At 51.1% G+C, this 18,869-nt stretch carries 17 protein-coding genes; 6 read left to right on the top strand and 11 right to left on the bottom strand.

Going from position 1 to position 18,869, the window contains the following annotated elements; all coding sequences use genetic code 11:
• Window positions 1-175 precede the first annotated feature (175 nt).
• The 3 genes from EPD17_RS04345 to EPD17_RS04335 are packed head-to-tail and all read left to right on the top strand — an operon-like array spanning window position 176 to window position 4,298.
• On the top strand, window positions 176-2,605 hold the full coding sequence (locus tag EPD17_RS04345) for an outer membrane beta-barrel protein (protein ID WP_132052086.1): 2,430 nt from the start codon (window positions 176-178) through the stop codon (window positions 2,603-2,605).
• 26 nt (window positions 2,606-2,631) lie between these two features.
• Window positions 2,632-3,546: an ABC transporter ATP-binding protein gene (locus tag EPD17_RS04340; RefSeq protein ID WP_132052084.1), complete on the top strand. Its 915-nt coding sequence runs from the start codon at window positions 2,632-2,634 to the stop codon at window positions 3,544-3,546.
• Window positions 3,543-4,298, top strand: a complete 756-nt coding sequence (locus tag EPD17_RS04335; protein WP_165929520.1) for an ABC transporter permease — start codon at window positions 3,543-3,545, stop codon at window positions 4,296-4,298. Before EPD17_RS04340 ends, EPD17_RS04335 begins: the two co-directional genes overlap by 4 nt.
• 118 nt (window positions 4,299-4,416) lie before the next feature.
• Here EPD17_RS04335 and EPD17_RS04330 read toward each other — a convergent pair whose 3' ends face one another.
• Window positions 4,417-5,193, bottom strand: coding sequence for an SDR family NAD(P)-dependent oxidoreductase (locus EPD17_RS04330; protein WP_132052080.1), 777 nt, complete (start codon window positions 5,191-5,193; stop codon window positions 4,417-4,419).
• A 258-nt stretch (window positions 5,194-5,451) separates the two neighbouring features.
• On the opposite strand from EPD17_RS04330, the gene EPD17_RS04325 reads away from it, so the two are divergent.
• Window positions 5,452-6,345 (top strand): NAD-dependent epimerase/dehydratase family protein, encoded by an 894-nt coding sequence (locus EPD17_RS04325; RefSeq protein ID WP_204743296.1) that lies wholly within the window; start codon window positions 5,452-5,454, stop codon window positions 6,343-6,345.
• Between the two features lie 134 nt (window positions 6,346-6,479).
• On the opposite strand, the gene EPD17_RS04320 is transcribed toward EPD17_RS04325, so the two are convergent.
• The 4 genes from EPD17_RS04320 to EPD17_RS04305 form a co-directional block, all read right to left on the bottom strand.
• Complete coding sequence (locus EPD17_RS04320; protein ID WP_132052076.1) at window positions 6,480-7,520, bottom strand: sensor histidine kinase; 1,041 nt, start codon at window positions 7,518-7,520, stop codon at window positions 6,480-6,482.
• Between the two features lie 230 nt (window positions 7,521-7,750).
• Window positions 7,751-8,488 (bottom strand): class I SAM-dependent methyltransferase, encoded by a 738-nt coding sequence (locus tag EPD17_RS04315; RefSeq protein WP_132052074.1) that lies wholly within the window; start codon window positions 8,486-8,488, stop codon window positions 7,751-7,753.
• A 92-nt stretch (window positions 8,489-8,580) separates the two neighbouring features.
• Complete coding sequence (locus EPD17_RS04310) at window positions 8,581-9,012, bottom strand: VOC family protein (protein WP_132052072.1); 432 nt, start codon at window positions 9,010-9,012, stop codon at window positions 8,581-8,583.
• 39 nt (window positions 9,013-9,051) lie between these two features.
• A complete protein-coding gene (locus EPD17_RS04305; protein ID WP_132052070.1) occupies window positions 9,052-9,489 on the bottom strand; it encodes a VOC family protein in 438 nt (145 codons plus the stop codon).
• Window positions 9,490-9,745: 256 nt separating this feature from the next.
• Here EPD17_RS04305 and EPD17_RS04300 point away from each other — a divergent pair, with 256 nt between their 5' ends.
• Window positions 9,746-10,477 (top strand): hypothetical protein, encoded by a 732-nt coding sequence (locus EPD17_RS04300; protein WP_132052068.1) that lies wholly within the window; start codon window positions 9,746-9,748, stop codon window positions 10,475-10,477.
• Window positions 10,478-10,710: 233 nt separating this feature from the next.
• Here EPD17_RS04300 and EPD17_RS04295 read toward each other — a convergent pair whose 3' ends face one another.
• Window positions 10,711-10,917 (bottom strand): VF530 family protein, encoded by a 207-nt coding sequence (locus EPD17_RS04295; protein ID WP_114237018.1) that lies wholly within the window; start codon window positions 10,915-10,917, stop codon window positions 10,711-10,713.
• Between the two features lie 9 nt (window positions 10,918-10,926).
• Window positions 10,927-12,261 carry a DEAD/DEAH box helicase gene (locus EPD17_RS04290; RefSeq protein WP_240040737.1) on the bottom strand — a complete coding sequence of 445 codons (1,335 nt, stop codon included), beginning with the start codon at window positions 12,259-12,261 and terminating at the stop codon, window positions 10,927-10,929.
• A gap of 128 nt (window positions 12,262-12,389) precedes the next feature.
• Here EPD17_RS04290 and EPD17_RS04285 point away from each other — a divergent pair, with 128 nt between their 5' ends.
• Entirely contained in the window at window positions 12,390-13,451 is a 1,062-nt protein-coding gene (locus EPD17_RS04285) for a serine hydrolase domain-containing protein (protein ID WP_132052066.1), read from the top strand.
• A gap of 312 nt (window positions 13,452-13,763) precedes the next feature.
• Here the strand turns inward: EPD17_RS04285 and EPD17_RS04280 are convergent, their stop codons facing one another.
• The 4 genes from EPD17_RS04280 to mrdA form a co-directional block, all read right to left on the bottom strand.
• Complete coding sequence (locus EPD17_RS04280) at window positions 13,764-14,570, bottom strand: MBL fold metallo-hydrolase (protein ID WP_132052064.1); 807 nt, start codon at window positions 14,568-14,570, stop codon at window positions 13,764-13,766.
• Entirely contained in the window at window positions 14,554-14,793 is a 240-nt protein-coding gene (locus EPD17_RS04275) for a hypothetical protein (RefSeq protein WP_132052062.1), read from the bottom strand. The genes EPD17_RS04280 and EPD17_RS04275 overlap by 17 nt, the downstream gene beginning before the upstream one ends.
• A 465-nt stretch (window positions 14,794-15,258) precedes the next feature.
• Window positions 15,259-16,596, bottom strand: a complete 1,338-nt coding sequence (rodA, locus tag EPD17_RS04270; protein ID WP_114237015.1) for a rod shape-determining protein RodA — start codon at window positions 16,594-16,596, stop codon at window positions 15,259-15,261.
• Window positions 16,586-18,724, bottom strand: a complete 2,139-nt coding sequence (mrdA, locus tag EPD17_RS04265; RefSeq protein ID WP_132052060.1) for a penicillin-binding protein 2 — start codon at window positions 18,722-18,724, stop codon at window positions 16,586-16,588. The genes rodA and mrdA overlap by 11 nt, the downstream gene beginning before the upstream one ends.
• Between the last annotated feature and the right edge of the window lie 145 nt (window positions 18,725-18,869).

The following is an 18,869-nucleotide window of genomic DNA, read 5'->3' as shown; positions in this document are numbered from 1 at the left end:
TTTTTTCAAATGTTAAGGAGCTGAGCGCTCATAAAAAAACTCTCGGGTTAACCTCATCACCACGATTTAAATAACTACCAAATACGGCACAGGTTCAAGGCTCCCAAAAGGAGCATAGGACCGCTGCATGCCTATACCAACCCCGAATTGCTCCCATCACTACAAAAAATAGTTTATGAAAATCTACATCACCTTAATATCCCTTTTCTTTTATTATACTACCACTGCGCAAAATGCAGGTGGCATTTCGGGAACCGTTTTACAAAACGATAAACCAGCCGATGGTGCTACGGTTTACCTGTTGCGTGCAAAAGATTCTGCTACAGCCAAACTAGGGGCTACCGATAAAAAGGGTGCTTTCCTTTTTGCTGATGCCAAACCGGGAAAATACCTGGTTTCCGTAACGGCCGTAGGATACAAAAAAGCATTCTCGCAAGTATTTGAAGTAACGCCTGAACGAACTGGAGTGCAACTCCCCGCAATCACTTTGTCGCCGCTGAGTAAAAACCTTTCCGATGTAACAGTAACTGCAAAAAGGGCGTTGGTAGAACAACACATTGACAGAACGGTTGTAAATGTGGATGCATCCATCACCAACGTGGGCACATCGGCATTGGAAGTGTTGGAGAAGTCGCCCGGGATAACGGTGGACAGTGATGGAAATGTCAGCCTGAAAGGCAAACAAAGTGTGCTGATCATGGTGGATGGAAGGCCTACGCAATTAGGTGGTGCCGACCTTGCCAACCTGTTGCGCAACATGAGCTCGGCCCAACTGGACCAGGTTGAGATCATGACCAACCCACCAGCTCGCTATGATGCTGCAGGCAACGCTGGCGTGATCAACATCAAAACCAAAAAAGCGATCAAGGCCGGGATGAATGGCTCGGCAAGTGTGGCCTATGGCTATGGACGATATGGCAAAGTAAACGAAGGCTTCAACTTTAATTACCGGGAAGGCAAATGGAACCTGTTCACCAACCTGAGCCACAATTACAATAAGAATTACGGCATCATGTCGCTTGACCGGAACATATATAACAGCACTACCGGTGAAGTCGACAACATCTTTAACCAGGAGGCCACAAGGGTTTCAGCAGGCAATGCGTATAATGGAAAATTCGGGCTGGACTTTTTTGCAACCCCAAAAACCACGATGGGTGCCGTTGTTAACCTTAACTGGCGATCAATGTCGCAGAACAATCCGAACATTACGAACATAGCGAACGCTTCCAAGGTTCGCCAAAGCATCACCAGTGCTATTGTTGACAATGATTTAAGCTGGAACAGCATCAGCACCAATTTCAACATCCGCAGGGCATTGGATAAGAGGGGCAGGGAGCTTACTTCAGATATCGACTATGTAAGGCACGTTTCCGATAATGGCCTGTTCATGGTGAACTCTTATACCAATGCATCGGGTGACCCGCTCCGGAAAGCGGATACCCTGACCGGTTCTTTACCGCAATACATTGATGTATACAGTGCACGGGTGGACTACCTGCACCCTTTGAAGAACAACGCAAGGTTGGAAGCGGGCATTAAAAGCAGCATCGTAAGAACAGACAATGATGCCAATTATGATAGCATTCAATATGGCCGCATCATTCATGACTACAACCGCAGCAACCATTTTGTTTACAAGGAAAACATCAATGCTGCATACGTCAACCTCAGCACCCCATTATCAAAAAAGATCAGTGCGCAATTTGGACTGCGCTTAGAGAATACCGTTGCAAATGGATTGCAGAAAACAACAGGTGAGGATTTTGACAGGAGTTATACGCAATTGTTTCCTACCGCTTATTTCCAGTATAAGGCAAACGCCAAACACAACTTTGGCGCAAACATCGGAAGAAGAGTGAACCGTCCCAATTACCAGAGTCTGAACCCTTTTATCCGGTTTATCGACCGATACACGTTCAGCGCGGGCAACCCTGAACTGAAGCCTTCTGTAAGCAACAACATTGAGCTTTCGCATAACTGGAAGTCGCAGATTACCACCACCATCAATTACACGTACATCAAAGACATTATACAGTCGGTCATCCAGCAGCGCGGAGAGGAAGCTTATAATATGCCTTCGAATGTTGCCTCGCTCCGACAGTTTGGAATTGCTGTGAATGCGGCCACGCCCATCCGGAAATGGTGGACCAGCAATATCAGCATCAATGTGTTTAATGACAACATCAAAGGTGATGTAGCTGATTTTTCCATTGATCGTTCTGCAACCAATTTCACACTTAACGGCATACAACAGTTCAAGGTAACCAAAACATTAAGTGCGGAGATCAGTGGCACGTACCGAGGCCGCGGCCTGAATGGGGTAATGCGTACCAGCCCGGTAGGCCAGGTAAGTGCAGGCGTGAGCACGCAGGTGTTGAAGAGCAAAGGAACGATTAGACTTTCTGTTCGCGATATTTTCTGGACGCAGCGGTTAAGGGGTGTAACGCAGTACGGCAATGTAGATGTGCAAATGCGGCAGGTAGCCGAAACAAGGGTGGCTACGCTTGGCTTTACCTACAGCTTTAGCAAGGGAAAAAAGATTGCTCCTGTAAAGCGAACTGCAGGCAGTGCGAACGACGAACAAAACCGGATTGGTAACTAATGAGTGCTCCAGCAAAAAAATGGTCCATGAATAATTCTTGCGCAATAAAAACCACAGGCCTTTCTTATCACTATTCCAAAAATGTGCAAACGCTGTTTGGCATAAACCTGAGTATAGAAAGGGGAAGCATTTATGGCTTCCTGGGACCGAACGGTTCGGGCAAAACAACTACGCTTAGCCTGTTACTGGGTTTATTGCCAAGTCAAAGAGGTGATATCGAAATTTTTGGCCAGCATCTGCATGCCAGCCGGATCAATATCCTGAAGAAAATAGGATCACTCATTGAAACGCCTTCATTGTACAGTCATTTAACAGCAAGGGAAAATCTGGAAATATATCGCCCATTTTATGGGGTGAAGCGGGAACGAATAAAAGAGGTGCTGCAAATTGTAGGACTGGAAGACACAGGTAAAAAAACGACGAAGAAATTTTCGCTGGGTATGAAACAGCGGCTAGCCATTGCCGTAGCACTTTTACCCAACCCGGAACTACTGATCCTGGATGAACCATCCAATGGATTGGATCCAAGCGGCATCATTGAATTGCGCCAGCTGGTGAAGGACCTGAATCAGCGGCATGGCATGACCATCGTGATCTCGAGCCACATTCTTTCGGAAGTGGAAAAAATGGTGAGCCATCTCGGCATCATCTACAAAGGCAGGCTGCTGTTTGAAGGCACACTGCCCCAGCTGCACGCCTTACGCCAAAAAGATGCGCGGCTGCTGATCAAAACCTCGGATAACGCGGCAGCGCTCCCCTTGTTGGCTGCATACGGGCCACAGGTAGTGGGTGATGCGGTTGCTGTTCACTGCAGCAGCAACAACGACATCGCTGCCATAGCCAGAAGTGTCATGGAGTCCAACCTCGATCTTTTCCTGCTGCAACCAGAGGAAAATAACCTGGAACAACTTTTCATCAACCTTACAACCGATGCATCGTGAGTATACTGCTATCCCTCCGTTCCGAAACATTGAAGTTGAAACGAACACTTGCCGTTTACCTGTGCGTGGCGGCGGCTGCCTTTGGCCCCCTCATGTCGTTCCTAGAGCATATGGAGCCGGATGAAAAGCTTCAGCAAGGCCTGCCTTGGACCCAACATTTCCTGGAGGGTCGCGAACCGATTTGCATAGCGCTGCTGCCGTTCTATATTATCCTGGTTTGTGCACTGATGATGCAGATCGAAAACCGGGATAAAACATGGAAACAGGTGCTCAGTTCGCCACAGCCCAAGATCAATATCTTCCTTGGAAAGTTTTGGGTGCTGCAGGGGATGGTGCTGCTGTTTCTTCTTTCTTATAACCTCTTTACGGCGATTACCGGGGGCATTATCGAAATGATGGACCCTGCCATATACGGGGGTAAGCTTGATCTCTACCAAATCCTGGCGGTGAATATGCAAACCTGGATACTGAGCCTGGGACTGAGTGCCATTCAATTCTGGATTTCGCTTCGGTTCCGCAATTTCGTAGCCCCACTTGCTATTGGGTTGGTCGGATGGTTTATGTCGCCCATGATGTTGTTTCAATTTAAAACAGACCTGGTAGAATTTTTCCCATATGCGTTTACTATTTTAAGTGTGATGCCCGATTACAAAGCAAACATTGTAACCTACCAATGGTATGCGATCATCACTGCCGTGGTGTTCCTCAGCATTGCGTTCTTCCAGTTCCGGAACCGAAGGGTTAGTGCTTAATTAGATCAGCAGGTAGCGCAAAGAAGGGAAAGTGCTCTTATCGCCGGCTTGAGCCTTCGGGGGTTCTGTGTATGCCAGGGGTCTTCGCGTATGTTTTTTCTATAATTCATTGCAGCCATCATATAGCAACCCAGCCTCCATCCACAGATATGCAACTTCCTGTGGTGTAGCTGGATGCGGGACTGGACAGGTATAAGGCAATACCTCCTATTTCATGCAACTCACCCCAACGGCCAACCGGTATTTTAGCAACAAAAGCTTTATACTTTTCCGGGTCATTTAATAGGGGCAAGTTTATTTCGGTAGCAAAGGGGCCAGGCAAAATTGCATTGACCGTAATTCCGTCTTTTGCCACTTCCATGGCAAGGGAGCGGGTCAATTGCAGTATGGCTCCTTTACTGGTAGCATAAGGAGTACGATCGGGAATAGCGGTTACGGATAACATGGAGCCCATATTAATGATACGGCCATAACCCTTTTGCTTCATAAACGGAATCACGGCACGACATGCCAGCCAGGAACCGGTAACATTTACCTGTTGCACCTTATTAAAATCTTCAAGCGTTATCTCTTCAATAGGTCCACGGATATTGATGCCGGCAGAATTGACCAGGATATCAATTTTTCCAAACTGCGCTATGGTCTTTTCAACAGCGGCTTGAATGCTCCCTTCCTCCGTCACATCACAGCAATTGCTGATCACTTCAACACCATAGTCGGCTTGCAATTGTTTTGCAGCCGCTTCATTTACGGCCATATCGCGGGCCGCAATGGAAATGGCGGCACCCGCTTCGGCCAGTGCTTGTGCCATTGAAAGACCAAGCCCTCGGTTACCTCCTACAATCAATGCTACCTGCCCGTTTAATTTAAAAAGATCCAGAATGCTCTTTTTCATGCCCCAATTTTACGGCTTTACGCTTGCTTTGATCGCTGTTTCTTATTCGGTTGCAGTAAGTTGGTTCAGTTGCTTATCTATACAGCTTTTTGAATAAACCGCAGCCAGGGCCCGTGCTCGTTGCAGCCCGCACTGTAGCCCTTTTCCATTCTCCCTACATTTGTAACTACGATTGGTGAAACGGGTATGGAATGTGCAGCCTACAAGGGCACAGGGGCAAAAACGAAATCATTATCAACAAGTGCATACATGTCGAACATGAGAATATTTTTTACGGGCGGATCGGGAAAAGCTGGAAAACACGTGATACCCTACCTGCTGGACCAGGGGCATAGGGTGATGAATGTAGACCTGGCGCCTTTGAACCATCCTGGAGTAGATAACCTGGTAGCTGATATCACGGATTCGGGGCAAATGTTCAATGCCATGAGTTCCTATGCCGGGTTAGACGAGTTGGAAGGAGGTAATGGCGTACCCCGCTTCGATGCGGTAGTCCATTTTGCTGCCGTGCCCCGGATCCTGATCAGGCCTGATAACGAAACGTTCCGGGTGAACACCATCGGTACCTACAACGTGATTGAAGCAGCGGTTAAGCTGGGCATCAAAAAGATCATTATCGCTTCGTCGGAAACCACCTACGGTGTTTGTTTTTCGGATGGCAAAACGGCTCCGAAGGCTTTGCCCCTGGAAGAAGATTATGATGTGGATCCGATGGATAGCTATGGATTATCGAAGGTGGTGAATGAGCAAACAGCCCGCGCCTTTCAACGCCGGTCCGGCTTCGACATTTATGCCCTTCGCATCGGCAATGTGATTGAGCCGCACGAATATGCCGAACTGTTTCCTAATTACTTCAAAAACCCTGAAGTACGCCGCAGGAATGCGTTCTGCTATATTGATGCCCGTGACCTGGGACAAATAGTAGATCTGTGTTTGCAAAAAGACGGCCTTGGCTACCAGGTGTTCAATGCAGGCAATGATCACAACGGTGCCATTATTCCCAGCAAGGAATTGGCTAGCCAATTTTTTCCCGGTGTGCCCATTACCCGCGAATTGGAGGAGCATGAAGCCCTGTTTTCCAATCGAAAGATCCGTGACATTTTAGGGTTCAGGGAGGAACACAATTGGCGGAAATATGTAAAAGGCGGCTGAGTGTTGCTTTGAATTACCGGGTAAAATGCGGCCTGCTGTGTGCTCCTTAACACGTAAACCTGCTGACCTGGGTCTTTGATCCAGTTGCACGCTCCAACACTTTTCGTACAGTTGTTGCCGTAGTGACGATTGTTTTACCGATTGGTTGCCGGCAACTTTTGCCGTACCGGTGTTTTCAGCAGCAGGGTCACCGTTGTTGCCTTGTCCGTACTGTCGATGGCGAACGAAGCCTGTAGCGAGAGGGCCCTTGCCTTCATGATATTGATCCCGGAAAGCTTTTGTTGGGTAGGGTCAAAGCCGGTCCCGTTGTCGGTGATGGTTAGCAGCAGTCCGCGTTTGGTTTGCCGCAAAAAAACAACTACACAACTGGCGGCGGCATGCTGCGCCACGTTCTGCAAGGCTTCCTGGCAAATGCGGTACAGGTCCAGCTTTTCCTCTTCGGCCAGGTGCCGCTCCCCAAATCGGCTTTTGTACTGGCAGGCCACACCGGTTTGCCGGTTAAACTCCGCACACAGTTCCCGCAACGATTCGTCGAGCCCCTGGATGGCCAGCGCACCGGGACTAAGGGAGTACGATAGGCGGCGAAGCTGGTTGAGGAGCTGTGTGGTAGAGCCCAGAGTTTGCTGTACCATATCGCTGCTCTGCGGCGAAAGGTTGTGGTGCTGGCCGTTCAGCCATTCCATTCTTGTTTTGATCACGGTGGCCAGCTGTCCCAGGTCTTCGTGCAGGGCACTGGCAATCTGCTGGCGTTCTTTTTCGGTGTGCTGCATTACATGTGTGTTCAGCTGCGAGAGGCTGAGCACCTTTTCCGTCAGGGCCAACTCTTCCAGCTTTCCTTCGGTAATGTTTTTGGCAATGGCAAACACCAGCTCTTGCTCGGGCAGGTAAACAGAGGTCCACTGCAGCCACACGGAGCTGCCCTGCCTGGTGAGGTACCGGTTCTGAAAATTGAGCAGCGGTATACCTAGGAGCAGGCGGTGCCGGTGCGCGGCGGTTCGTGACCGGTCATCGGGGTGAATGAACGTGGCCACCGGCTGCGCCATCAGCTCCGCGGTGGTATACCCGAGGGTATGGCTCACGGCAGGATTGATCTTTTTAAAATAGCCGACCTTGTCTACAATGCAGACAAGGTCGGGGGTCAGTTCAAACAGGGCGAATATGGCTTCTTCGTGCACGGGGTGGTTTAAGACCTTCGAAAATAAACAACGTGGCGCAGAATGTAAAAACCCGGCTGTTCTTTGGCAACAAAGGAGAACAAGTGCAACTGCTGCCCCCTTGTTCTAGCTGTTGTATTCATTGAAACTTTCCGCCCACCCGGGTCTTCGCTCAAAACCCTGTGCGATGGCACAATGTGGCATTACCACGTGCCGATACAGATTTCCGACAAATAAAAAGGGAAAGGGATTTACTCCCCCTTTTTCCGGAATAGCAGATAATGTTGAATAGGCAGGAACTGCCCGTTTCTTGCCAGCTCAAAACCGCTGGCAGCCAGTTCCCTTTTGGCTTGCGCTATACTCATTTTATGCAGCTCTTTTATGGGAATGGACGGGTCTTCGGCGCGGTACTCCAATAGCAGCAAATGGCCGGCGGGCCGCAGTGCTTTGTACAGGGCCTGCAGCATTTCGCGTGGGTAAGCCAGCTCGTGGTACACATCCACCATAATGGCCAGGTCGATGGAACCATCCGGCAGGTTGGGTGCCTGCTCGCTGCCTTTTACCACCGTTACGTTTGCTGCACCTTCCTGCGCCGCACGGGCTTTTAGCGAAGCCACAAATTCGTCCTGCACTTCCACGGCGTACACCCTGCCCTTTGGCACCCTGCGGGCCATGCGAAAAGTGTAGTAGCCGCTGCCGGCACCAATATCGGCCACCACGCTGCCCGGTGCAATGGGCAGGGCGGCAATGGCGGCATCGGCATCTTCCTCCAGTTGGCGGGTACTGCGCTCCAGCCAGCCGGCGCCACTTGCACTCATTACATGCGCAATTTCGCGGCCCAGGTATAGCTTGCCAATACCATCGCGGTGCGGAGTTTTAAATGTATAAGCCGTATCGGTGGCAGGGCTGGCGGTGCCGCCACCTACGGGGCTGCACCGCTGCAGCGACAGGCTCACCAACAGGGTAAACAGGAAAAGAAAGGATTGCATATGCCATAAGAACAAACACCGTGCTGTGCTGGTTGCGGGCCGGGGTAATCATTGCGAACAAAGGGCCGGCCACCATACACAGCCACGGCCTGCTATGCTGTTTGCGCTGCCTGGGGCTGCTGTGCGGGAAGCTTGGACATATCCATGTAAAACACTTCCCAGGTGTGGCCGTCAACATCTTCGATGGTGCGTTGCTGCATAAAGCCATAGTCCCGCAGCTCGGTTGGTTCTGTGCCGCCAGCGGCCAGTCCGGCCTCCACTATGTTGTTCACCTCATCTACACTGTCAACTGATAGGGAGAACAGCCCGGCCACCGCAGATTTAGTGTCGGCAATGGGCTTATTGATGAATGACGAGAACTTTTCGTGGGTCAGCAGCATTACATAAATGCTGTCGCTCCACACCATGCATTTAGCGGTATCGTCAGAGAACTGTGGATTAACCGTAAAGCCCAGAGCGGAATAAAAGGCCGCAGATTGTTGCAGGTTTTTTACCGCCAGGTTGATAAAGATTTGCTTTGCCATGTTGGGTGATATTTTGTTTTGAATGTAGCAGCTGCTCGTTTAGATTTTGCCTTTGTGCCGTGCATCATAATCCACCATCCATTCGATGCCATATTTATCGCGGAACATGCCAAAATACGAACCCCAGGGACTATCCTGTATGGGCATTTCTACTTCACCGCCTGCCGACAGTCCATGAAATATTTTGTCGGCTTCCTCGCGGCTTTCTGCGCCAATCGAAATCTTGGACCGGTTCTCCCGCTCGTTTGTTTTGCCCATGGCCTCCGGCACATCATTGCCCATCAAAACATTGGGGCCAATGGGCAGGGCAATGTGCATGATCTTTTCGGCTTCGTGTGCTGCAATGGGATGCCCCCCGGGTGGCAGGTCTTTGAAACGGACAATGTTGGCGAATGTGCCGCCGAAAACAGATTGGTAAAAATTGAATGCTTCTTCGGCGTTTCCGTTGAAGTTGATGTGTGGGTTGATCAGTGCCATGGGTAAAATTTGTTGTTTCAAAAATAGGTGGTAGCCATTAGCCTGCCCGGGGTAGTTGCGACAATGTAGTGTGTTGTTTGCGTCAGGTGAGGGCATGCGATGAAAGCGAAGTAAGCCCCGGAGGCTTCGCAAGATGGCATATGTGCAATGGCCTTGTGGAAACCCGGCTGGATAGTAATACAGCCGATCAACAACGCATCAAAACAATTCCTATATTGTTGCTCCTGCAACCATCCAGGCAACTAAAACTACTTCCATGCGCTATGCATTTGTGCTCCTTTTGTTCTTTGTTTTAGGTTGTAACAAAGAATCCGACAAAGCTGATTCCAACGAATTGCCCCAATGCCGGCTATCGGCATTTTTGTATCTAGGCGACCGATACGACCTCGTTTATAAAGATGACCGGATGGTTCAGGCTGGAACCGGCCGGTACCAACTGACCTACACCAGTGATGGAAAGCTTGCAGCCTCAGAACGCTCCGATCTGGGTCATCGAACAGAGTTGACCTATAACAGTGATGGCAAGGTTTTCCTGGAACGAAAACTGGAGCGGCGCGGCGATGGTAGCTGGGTGGAATTCTCCATTTTTACATACACCTACACCGATGACAAAGTAACCGGAATCACGGAAAACTTTCCGTCGATGGGATTGCTGTTTGACAATGAAGTGGTTTGGGAAGGCGGGAATATTCACACCATCATTAGCCGCTCCAACAATGCCGTTGTATGTACCAGGCATTATAGCTACGACCTGGCTGCAAAGAATCCGGTGGCTCCTATGATCGGTCTTTATTACAGCGACAACTCAGGCGGAAGTTACAAACTTGCGCTATACAACAGCGCTAACCGGTTGACGAAAGAAGAAAGCACATGCCCCGCCATAGAATCCATTCATTTTGGTTACAAAATCAACAGCAAAGGGTTGCTACAAAGTATTTCCTTCGATGGACAGGCGTTTTTTAATTATGAATACAGCAATTGCCTTTAGAAAATGATTGCAATGTTGGGTGCCTGTTGGCAATGACCAACGCCCCTTAGTCCACAAAGGGCCTGAAGCGATGCCGCGGGCTGATAGTAAATCCTCAAACAGTGATGGCTGGTGCAGCCAATGCATAAAAGCGATACGGCACACCAATAATGGCGCGGAATACAGCCGCCCTTACGATGCAGCAGGCAGGATGAAACATAATCGTGCGGCTACCCCTGGCCGTTAGACCCTGCTTACAAACTACGGATGTACAGCTCTTCCACCTTTTTCCTGGCCCAGGGCGTTTTGCGCAAAAAAGTGAGGCTCGATTTGATGCTGGGGTCTTTGATAAAACAATTGATGCGGATGCGCCGGCCCAGTTCTTCCCACCCAAAATGGGCAACGAGGTGATTTAGGATGGCTTCCAGTGTTTTGCCGTGCAGCGGGTCGTTTGATACCATTGCCAATATTTATTTTTTACCTGGCCGCTTTTTAGGCTTGCCGTATTTGAGCATCATTTTTTCCTTGTGGCTTACCCGCACATTTACCTTCATATTCTTTGCCGATTTCTGGTGAAAAGATGCACCCCGGTCTTCTTTTTTCGGCAGGTCAACGGGCGGCACTTTCATGTGCACCTTGGGCAATTCATCGTCGGTAAGCCGCGTTGATATTGCGAGGTGCGGCGGCAGGTCCAGCACCGGTATCTGCAGCTGCATAAACGCTTCGATCTCCTCTTTCGCTGCGCTGTCCCTTTCCGTAATAAAACTGATGGCATGCCCTTGGTGGTCGGCACGGCCCGTGCGGCCAATGCGGTGCATATAATTTTCCGGGCTCTCGGGCAGGTCGAAGTTGACCACATGCGTTACTTCGGCAATGTCGATGCCGCGGGCCACAATATCAGTGGCAATGATGAGGCGGTACGTACCGTCCTTAAAACGCTCTACGGTTTGAAAGCGGTCGTTCTGCGCTTTGTTGGAGTGTATGATACCGATACTGTCACCAAATGCGGGTTCGAGTTCGGCAAACAGGTCGTCGGCCAGGCTTTTGGTGGCGGCAAACACCAGCACTTTCGACATAGTATGGTCTTCGCGCAGCAACAGTTGCAGCAGCGCCACTTTGGTATAAAAGTTCGGCACTTCGTAAGCTGCCTGTTCAATCTGCTTCAGCGGTGTGCCGGCAGGTGCAGCTTCTACCCGCACCGGGTTGTCGAAATAGGTATCCAACAGGGCCGAAACATCTTCGGTTAGCGTGGCCGAGAACAGGAGGTTTTGGCGGCGCTGCGGCAGCAGGTCCATGATGTTTTGCAACTGCGGCCGAAAGCCGAGTGCCAGCATTTCGTCCACCTCGTCGATCACCAGCTTTTTGATGGCTTTTATTTTGAACGCACCGGTCACGGCCAGGTCGTACAGGCGGCCGGGTGTGGCCACCAGCACATTGCAACCGGGCTGCAGCTCCAGGCGCTGCGTGTTGATGTTGACGCCGCCATATAGCCCAATGGTGGTAACGCTTAATTGTGCCGCCAGGCGGTTTACGGCATCCACTACCTGCACCACCAGTTCGCGGGTGGGTACCAGCACCAATATCTGCGGGTCTTTTGTTTTGGAATATTTCCATTGGTTGAGCAGGGGCAGCAGGTACGCCAGTGTTTTGCCCGTGCCGGTTTGTGCAATGCCGCAAACATCGGCGCCACTCATTACCACCGAAAACACCCGCTCCTGTATGGTGGTGGGTGTGGCATAACCCAGGCCGGTGAGGGCATTCAATAAACGTTTCTCCAGCTTAAAATCCTCAAATCGCATGTTCATAAATGTAGTGCGAAGGTAGGAAGCAGAACGGTGGTATGCTTTGCTAACCGGAACCAGGGTGCAGTGCAGGTTGTGGGTGTTAAACTATTTTTACGCCCCATGGTCTGTAAGTGATCATGCACCCGTTTATGAGCAAATCCATTCTGCTGTTTTTCACCCTGTTGTTGCTTACCTCGTGCAAGAAAGACACACCGAACAATCCGGAGAACGATGCCGCTTATTATCCCGGAAATGATGCTGCCTGGGAAACCCAAAGCCGCAGCAGCCTGGGCTGGAACGAGGCAGCACTGGAAGACCTGAAAACATTTTTACGGCAAAAAAATACGCGGTCGTTTATGATCCTGGTGAACGGCCGTATTGCGGTGGAAGAATATTTCAACGGGCACACGGCTACTACCGCATGGCAATGGAACAGCGCAGGAAAAACGCTGGTAACAGCCACGGTAGGCATTGCGCAGCAAGAAGGCCTGCTGCGCATCAACAACAGTGCAGCGCAATACCTCAGCGCCGGATGGACCAGTGCACCGCCTGATAAAGAGGCCATGATCACGCCCAGGCACCTGCTGTCGATGACCTCGGGCCTCAACGACCAGTACGAGCTGGTGCGGCCGGCCACGCTTACTTACCTGGCCGATGCCGGCACGCGGTGGTCGTACCACAACGTGTTTCAAAGACTGATGGATGTAGTGGAAAGTGCAGCCAATCAAAAGTTTGAAACGTATTTTAACACACGCCTCCGCAACAAGATCGGCATGGAAGGCTTCTGGGCCAACGGCGTCATTTTCAGGATTTACCACAGCAACACCCGCAGCATGGCGCGGTTTGGCCTGCTGGCGCTGCACAAGGGCAAGTGGAACAACGAGCAGGTGGTAGACGAGGCTTTTTTTATGGAAAGCATTGCGCCTTCGCAAAATATCAATCCATCGTATGGCTACCTGTGGTGGCTCAATGGCAAAGACAAGCATATGGTACCCGGCAGCCAGGCAACATTTGGCGGTGCGCTGGTGCCCAATGCACCGGCGGGCATGTATGCGGCCATGGGTGCAGAGGACCAGCGCCTGTACGTGGTGCCCGAGAAAAATATGGTGGTGGTAAGAATGGGTGAAGTGTCGGACCCGGCCAATCCACGGTTTGCAGTGTCGGGATTTGATGCAGCGCTGTGGGAGAAGATCAATGCAGTGATTCGGTAGCGGCATTGGGCGGGGCGCATTATCGTTATATTGTGGTGATCTAAAATGCGACTGTGTGAGTGATAGTTAGTGCTTAATATTTTTCCGGTTAAACTGATGGTCTTTACTTGTGGGGTTGCGGTTTGGTTCGGCTGAAAGCTATTTGTTGAAAGCTTTTTTTAATTCCATTGCCGCGATGTCTTCGCAGGAAAGCCTATGTGCATGGGCATTCGGCGGTCCGCCAAGAGTCTTGCCACAGGGCCAGCGTATAGGCTTGATGCGAAGACCTCGGGCGAACAACTTAGTTTATTGTACTTAGCAAGCTATGCCGCACTACTGCGCAGCTGGATGCATCGGGTGTTTGATATCGTGGTAAAACAAAAAGGTCCAGCCTTTTTCGATGCCTTCGGCCCAAAACTGCTGGCGCAGTTCCATGGCGCGGTCGGGGTTATAATCGTACTTGGTTTTATAGCGCACTTTCATCTGCGACAATTGCGGCGCTTCATCGCCGCCAAAGAAAATCGTTTGTCCTTCATCGTGAATCCAAAACACCTGGTGAAACGGCGAGTGACCGTCGGTGTGACGGTATTCGATATAATCATCGATAAAGCCATGATCATCGTGCATGAACTGCACCTGCGGCGAGTGCATCAGCGGCTCCAGTTCGTCCATCAAAAACGAAGGGCCGCCGGTTTGCCAGGCATAGTCCAGTTCACGCTGCTGCACATAATACACGGCGTTGGGCAGGTTCAGCACATGGCCGCCGGCAAAGCGCCCGCTTTCGGGGTTGCCGATGCCGCCTGCATGGTCTTTGTGCAGGTGCGACAGCAACACTTTGGTTACCTGCTCCGGCTCAAAGCCCGCTTTGCGGATGTTCTCGTGCAGTTGCAGGTTGCCGTTGGGCAGCGTGTAGCCCAAGCCGCAATCGAGCAGCAACAGGTCTTTGCTGGTTTTTACCAAAAAGGGCTGGATCTCCACCAGTATGGCGCCGGCCGGCCGCTGGTCTTTTTCCAGGTCGAAGGGCACAAACATCTTTGTTTTGTCGATGGAAAAAGTGCCTTCGGAAAGTGGGAATATGCCACCCCTTGCCCCCCTGGAGGGCGAACTCAGGTCGGCGTTGCTGCTATTTTGATCGGACATGATTAAGGTCGAAGATTTTTATTTCAATGGTTTCGATAACGGCGGCAAGTTCGGACATTATTTGTTGGTTGGAAAAACTATGACCGGGCAGCTGTTTTGATTTAAAATTTTGCTGTTCCGGAAATGGTTTGTACTGCTGTTTGTCATGCTGAGCGCAGCGAAGCACCTGGTTGTTTAGTGTAAGAAATACTGCTGCTATAATGCCTTTCCAATTTGATGGCATATTCCTGTTGTTGGCTCAGATCCTTCGCTGCGCTCAGGATGACAGGTAAGGAACTTGAGAAACTAATGTATAGGAGTGCCCGCAGCCCTTTGGGCTAAAGAAGATGGAAATGGGCAAATGACATTAATAAGAAAGAGTATGACTTCAGAGGTGATGTAGGACACTTAATACCATCAGTGTCTGTCATGCCGAACTTGTTTCGGCATCTCCGACACTTCGCGGAGTTTACAAGAGCACAAGGAGATGCCGAAACAAGTTCGGCATGACAGCTAATAAAAAGAAACAGCTTACTACAGATGCAGGATTAAAGCCGAGTAACGATACAGAACGTACAAGTGTGCGACGCAATAGGCGCCCAATAGTATTACCGCAGCCGGTTACATAAAAAAAGCTTCCATCTGTTCGAGAGATGGAAGCTTTTCGCCTTGTGCTCAAGCGATGTGCTCATCGCAGATGATTGTTTGGCTACCGCAGCACCATCTGCCGGTCTGCATCGAGGCGAATGAGGATGAACAGCAAAATGGTAAACGTAATGAGCGATGTGCCGCCATAGCTTACAAAAGGCAGCGGGATGCCGATCACCGGTGCCAGTCCCACCGTCATGGCCACATTGATGGCGATGTGAAAAAAGAACACCGACGCGACACCGTAAGCATATACGCGGCTAAACACGCTGCGCTGCCGCTCGGCAATGATGGCGATGCGAAAAAGCAGGAACAGGTAAATGAGCAGTAAGGTGGTGGTGCCCACAAAACCAAAGCCCTCGCCGATGGTGCAAAAGATAAAGTCAGTGCGCTGCTCCGGCACAAAGTCGTACCGCGTTTGGGTGCCCTTCAGCAGGCCCTTGCCCAGCACGCCGCCCGAGCCAATGGCGATCTTTGATTGCTTTACGTTGTAATCGGAAACCGCTTCTTTTTTTACCCCACTGGCTGCCTGCACCTCGCTGGGTACGCCGCTGTACGGGTTGTCGGTACCAAACAGGGTAAAGATGCGCTCCACCTGGTGTTTTTGCAGCACGTTCTGGAAAATGAACGGCACCGCAAAACGCTGCACCCCCACGCATAGCAGCCATACCAGCACAATACTCACCAGCACTGATTTGCGGCGGCGGATTTGCCTGCGCATACTCCAGGCCGTTAGTGCGGCAATAATGGTCAGTACAATGGCCAATGTATTGGGCTCCATCAGGATGGTGGCAATAACCAGCACAGCGGCCGAAAAGCCCACGATCAGCACCGTTGGCGACAGTCCTTCGCGGTACATGACCAGGAAAAAAGCAAAGTACACCAGGGCCAGCCCGGTTTCGCTTTGCAAAATGGACAACACCGCGGGCAGCAGGGCAATGCCTGCGGCAATCAGCTGCGACCGTCCTTTGGTAAAATCGGTATCGGGGCGGGACAGGTATTTTGCCAGCGCCAGGCACACGCTTACTTTACAAAACTCGGCCGGCTGAAATTGTATGGAACCAAACCGGATAATGGACTCGGTGCCCTTTACCTCGGAGTGAAACGGGAACACCAGCAGCATCAGCAACATGCCGAAGGCATACCAGATGTTGGCAGTAGCGGTAAAAAATTTAGAATCCGTAAGCAGGATAAACGTGGCTAAAATAGCAGCCAGCACAAAAAAGAACGCCTGCTTGCTGTAATCGGTTTTAAAACCCAGGAACGAGGCCAGCACCGGGTCGCCTTCGCGGTAGGTAACGGCAAAAATGGCCAGCAGCCCAATGCCCACCAGCAGCAGGTACAGCCAGATCATAACCTGGTCTACCCCTTTGGAAATTGTTGGTTGGTTACGCGACATGTGTGGTGGTTGGTTTTCCGGCGTTCATAAAATGTTCCTGGGGCAGCACGGCTTCAAACAGGTGGTAAGCCACACGTTGTGGTTTGGGTGCTGTTGGTGTGTCGGCTTTTTTATTGGCGTTGTTGATTGAGTCGCGTTTGCGCTGCTCCTCGCGGGTGCTGTTCCAAAACTTGCGCAGGTAGGCGCTGTCCTTGGTGATCTTAAACCATTCAACGGCCCGCAGCGAGTCGAAAATAAATTGCTCCCGCTTCAGGATGGAAGGCATCAGGTTGCGGGCAGCCATGGCGTCGGCTTTTTTAATGCTTTCGGGGCGCAGCGTGTCGTTCAGGTATTTTTCCATCAGCAGTGATGCAATAGGCGCCGCTGAAGTGGAGCCGTAGCCTGCGTTTTCCACCACCACCGCAATGGCGATCTTTGGATTTTCGCGGGGCGCAAAAGCCACAAACATCGAGTTTTCGTTTAGCTCCACTTTTTTACCGCCAATGACCCGGAAGTTTTGAGCCGTGCCGGTTTTTGCGCAAATATTGATGCCCGGGATGGCGGCGGCCCTTGCCGTACCGGCAGTTACCACATCCTGCATGCCCCAGATAATGGCATTGAACGCCGAATCCGGGATATGGGTCAGCACTTCGTGCTTTTGCCGAAACTTGTGCAAAATGGTGTCCTGCGGTGTTTCGTTGTCCACCGATTTTACAATATGCGGCGTGTAGTAATATCCTTTGTTGGCAATAACGCACATGGCGTTGGCCAGTTGCAACGGTGTGGCCGTCATCATGTCCTGCCCAATGCCAAGAGTAAGGTTGGTACAGGAGCTCCAGGTATTGCGGTACACTTTGTTGTAGCGCGCCGTGTCGGGAATATTGCCGCGGTCTTCCGATGGCAGGTCCACGCCCAGGCGAATACCGAGGCCAAACGCATTCATGTACTCCTGCCATTTGGCGTAGCCGTCTTTTACATTGCCCCATTTAGGATTGTCCACCGCCATGCGGTACACGTGGGTAAAATACGAGTTGCACGAGTTGGCAATGGCGCGGCGCAGGTCGGCTGCGTGGCCACCACCGGCGTGGGTACAACCGGGTTTGCCGATGCCGCAGGCATAATAGCGGCCGCCGCACGGATAACCAAAACCAGGGGTAATGAGGCCCTGGTCCAGCGCTACCAGTCCGCCCAGCGGCTTAAAGGTAGAACCCGGTGGGTATTGCCCTTTGATGGCGCGGTTGAGCAGCGGGCGGGAAACATCGAGCACAAACTTGCTGTAGGTTTTTTTAAAGTTGGGGCCGGTCAGTGCCTCGGGGCTAAAGTTGGGCCCCGATACCATGGCGATGATGCCGCCGGTTTTGGGCTCAATGGCCACCACGGCACCTACTTTATTGGTCATCAGCTTTTCGGCCAGCTGCTGCACTTCAATGTCGATAAACGTTTGCACGCCACGGCCGGCAATAGCCGCCGAGTCAAATTCGCCGTTTTCATATGAGCCTACCAAGCGGTTGCGGTTGTCTTTGATGAGAAACTGCACACCGCGTTGCCCCATTAGCATGCGTTCGTAGTAAGCTTCAATGCCGGAGCGGCCTACATAGTCGCCGGGTTTGTAAAAACCACCCGAGCGGTTGATGATGCCCGAATCGGCTTCACCGATGTAGCCCATAAAGTGGGCACCGGCATTAAACGGATAGGTTCGTACCGGGCGCTCCTGCAGGAAAAACCCCGATCCAAAGCGCCACATATTTTCCTCGAGGCGGGCATATTTTTCCGGCGCCAGCAGGCTTTCAAATGCCGTGGGGCGGTAGCGGCCGTTTTTGATGATGGCTGTGATCACCCTTTTGCGGAACTCCGCCGTGTCTATTTCCAGCAACTGGCACATATAGGCCGTGTCCACGTTGCGCATTTCCGATGGGGTTACCATCAGGTCGTAAATCAGCGTATTGTTTACAATGGCGCGGCCTTCGCGGTCGTACACAATTCCGCGGGGCGGGTACACCACCTTACGGAAAACGGCATTTTCCTGCGCCAGCTGCTGGTACTTGCTCGAAAGCACCTGCAGGTTGAACAGCTGCGCCAGGATAACAAGAAAGGTTGCGAAAAAAATAATCCGGATGATATACGTCCTGGATTGGTTGAACACAGACATAGTGGGTTAAAAGATATGTGCCGTTGGCTGCCGGAATGAATAGGTGTTTCAGTTGCAAAATTTGCCATTCGGATGCATACCCGCAAAACTATTTCGGCGGGAATGGCTAATATTTTGGTAAAGCCCGGAAAAAGGGCAAACTGAC

It is taken from the genome of Pseudocnuella soli (assembly GCF_004347775.1).
Classification (GTDB): domain Bacteria; phylum Bacteroidota; class Bacteroidia; order Chitinophagales; family Chitinophagaceae; genus Flavisolibacter; species Flavisolibacter aquaticus.
Note: the sequence above shows the minus strand (reverse complement) of the source record. Positions and strands in the feature narration are given on the sequence as shown.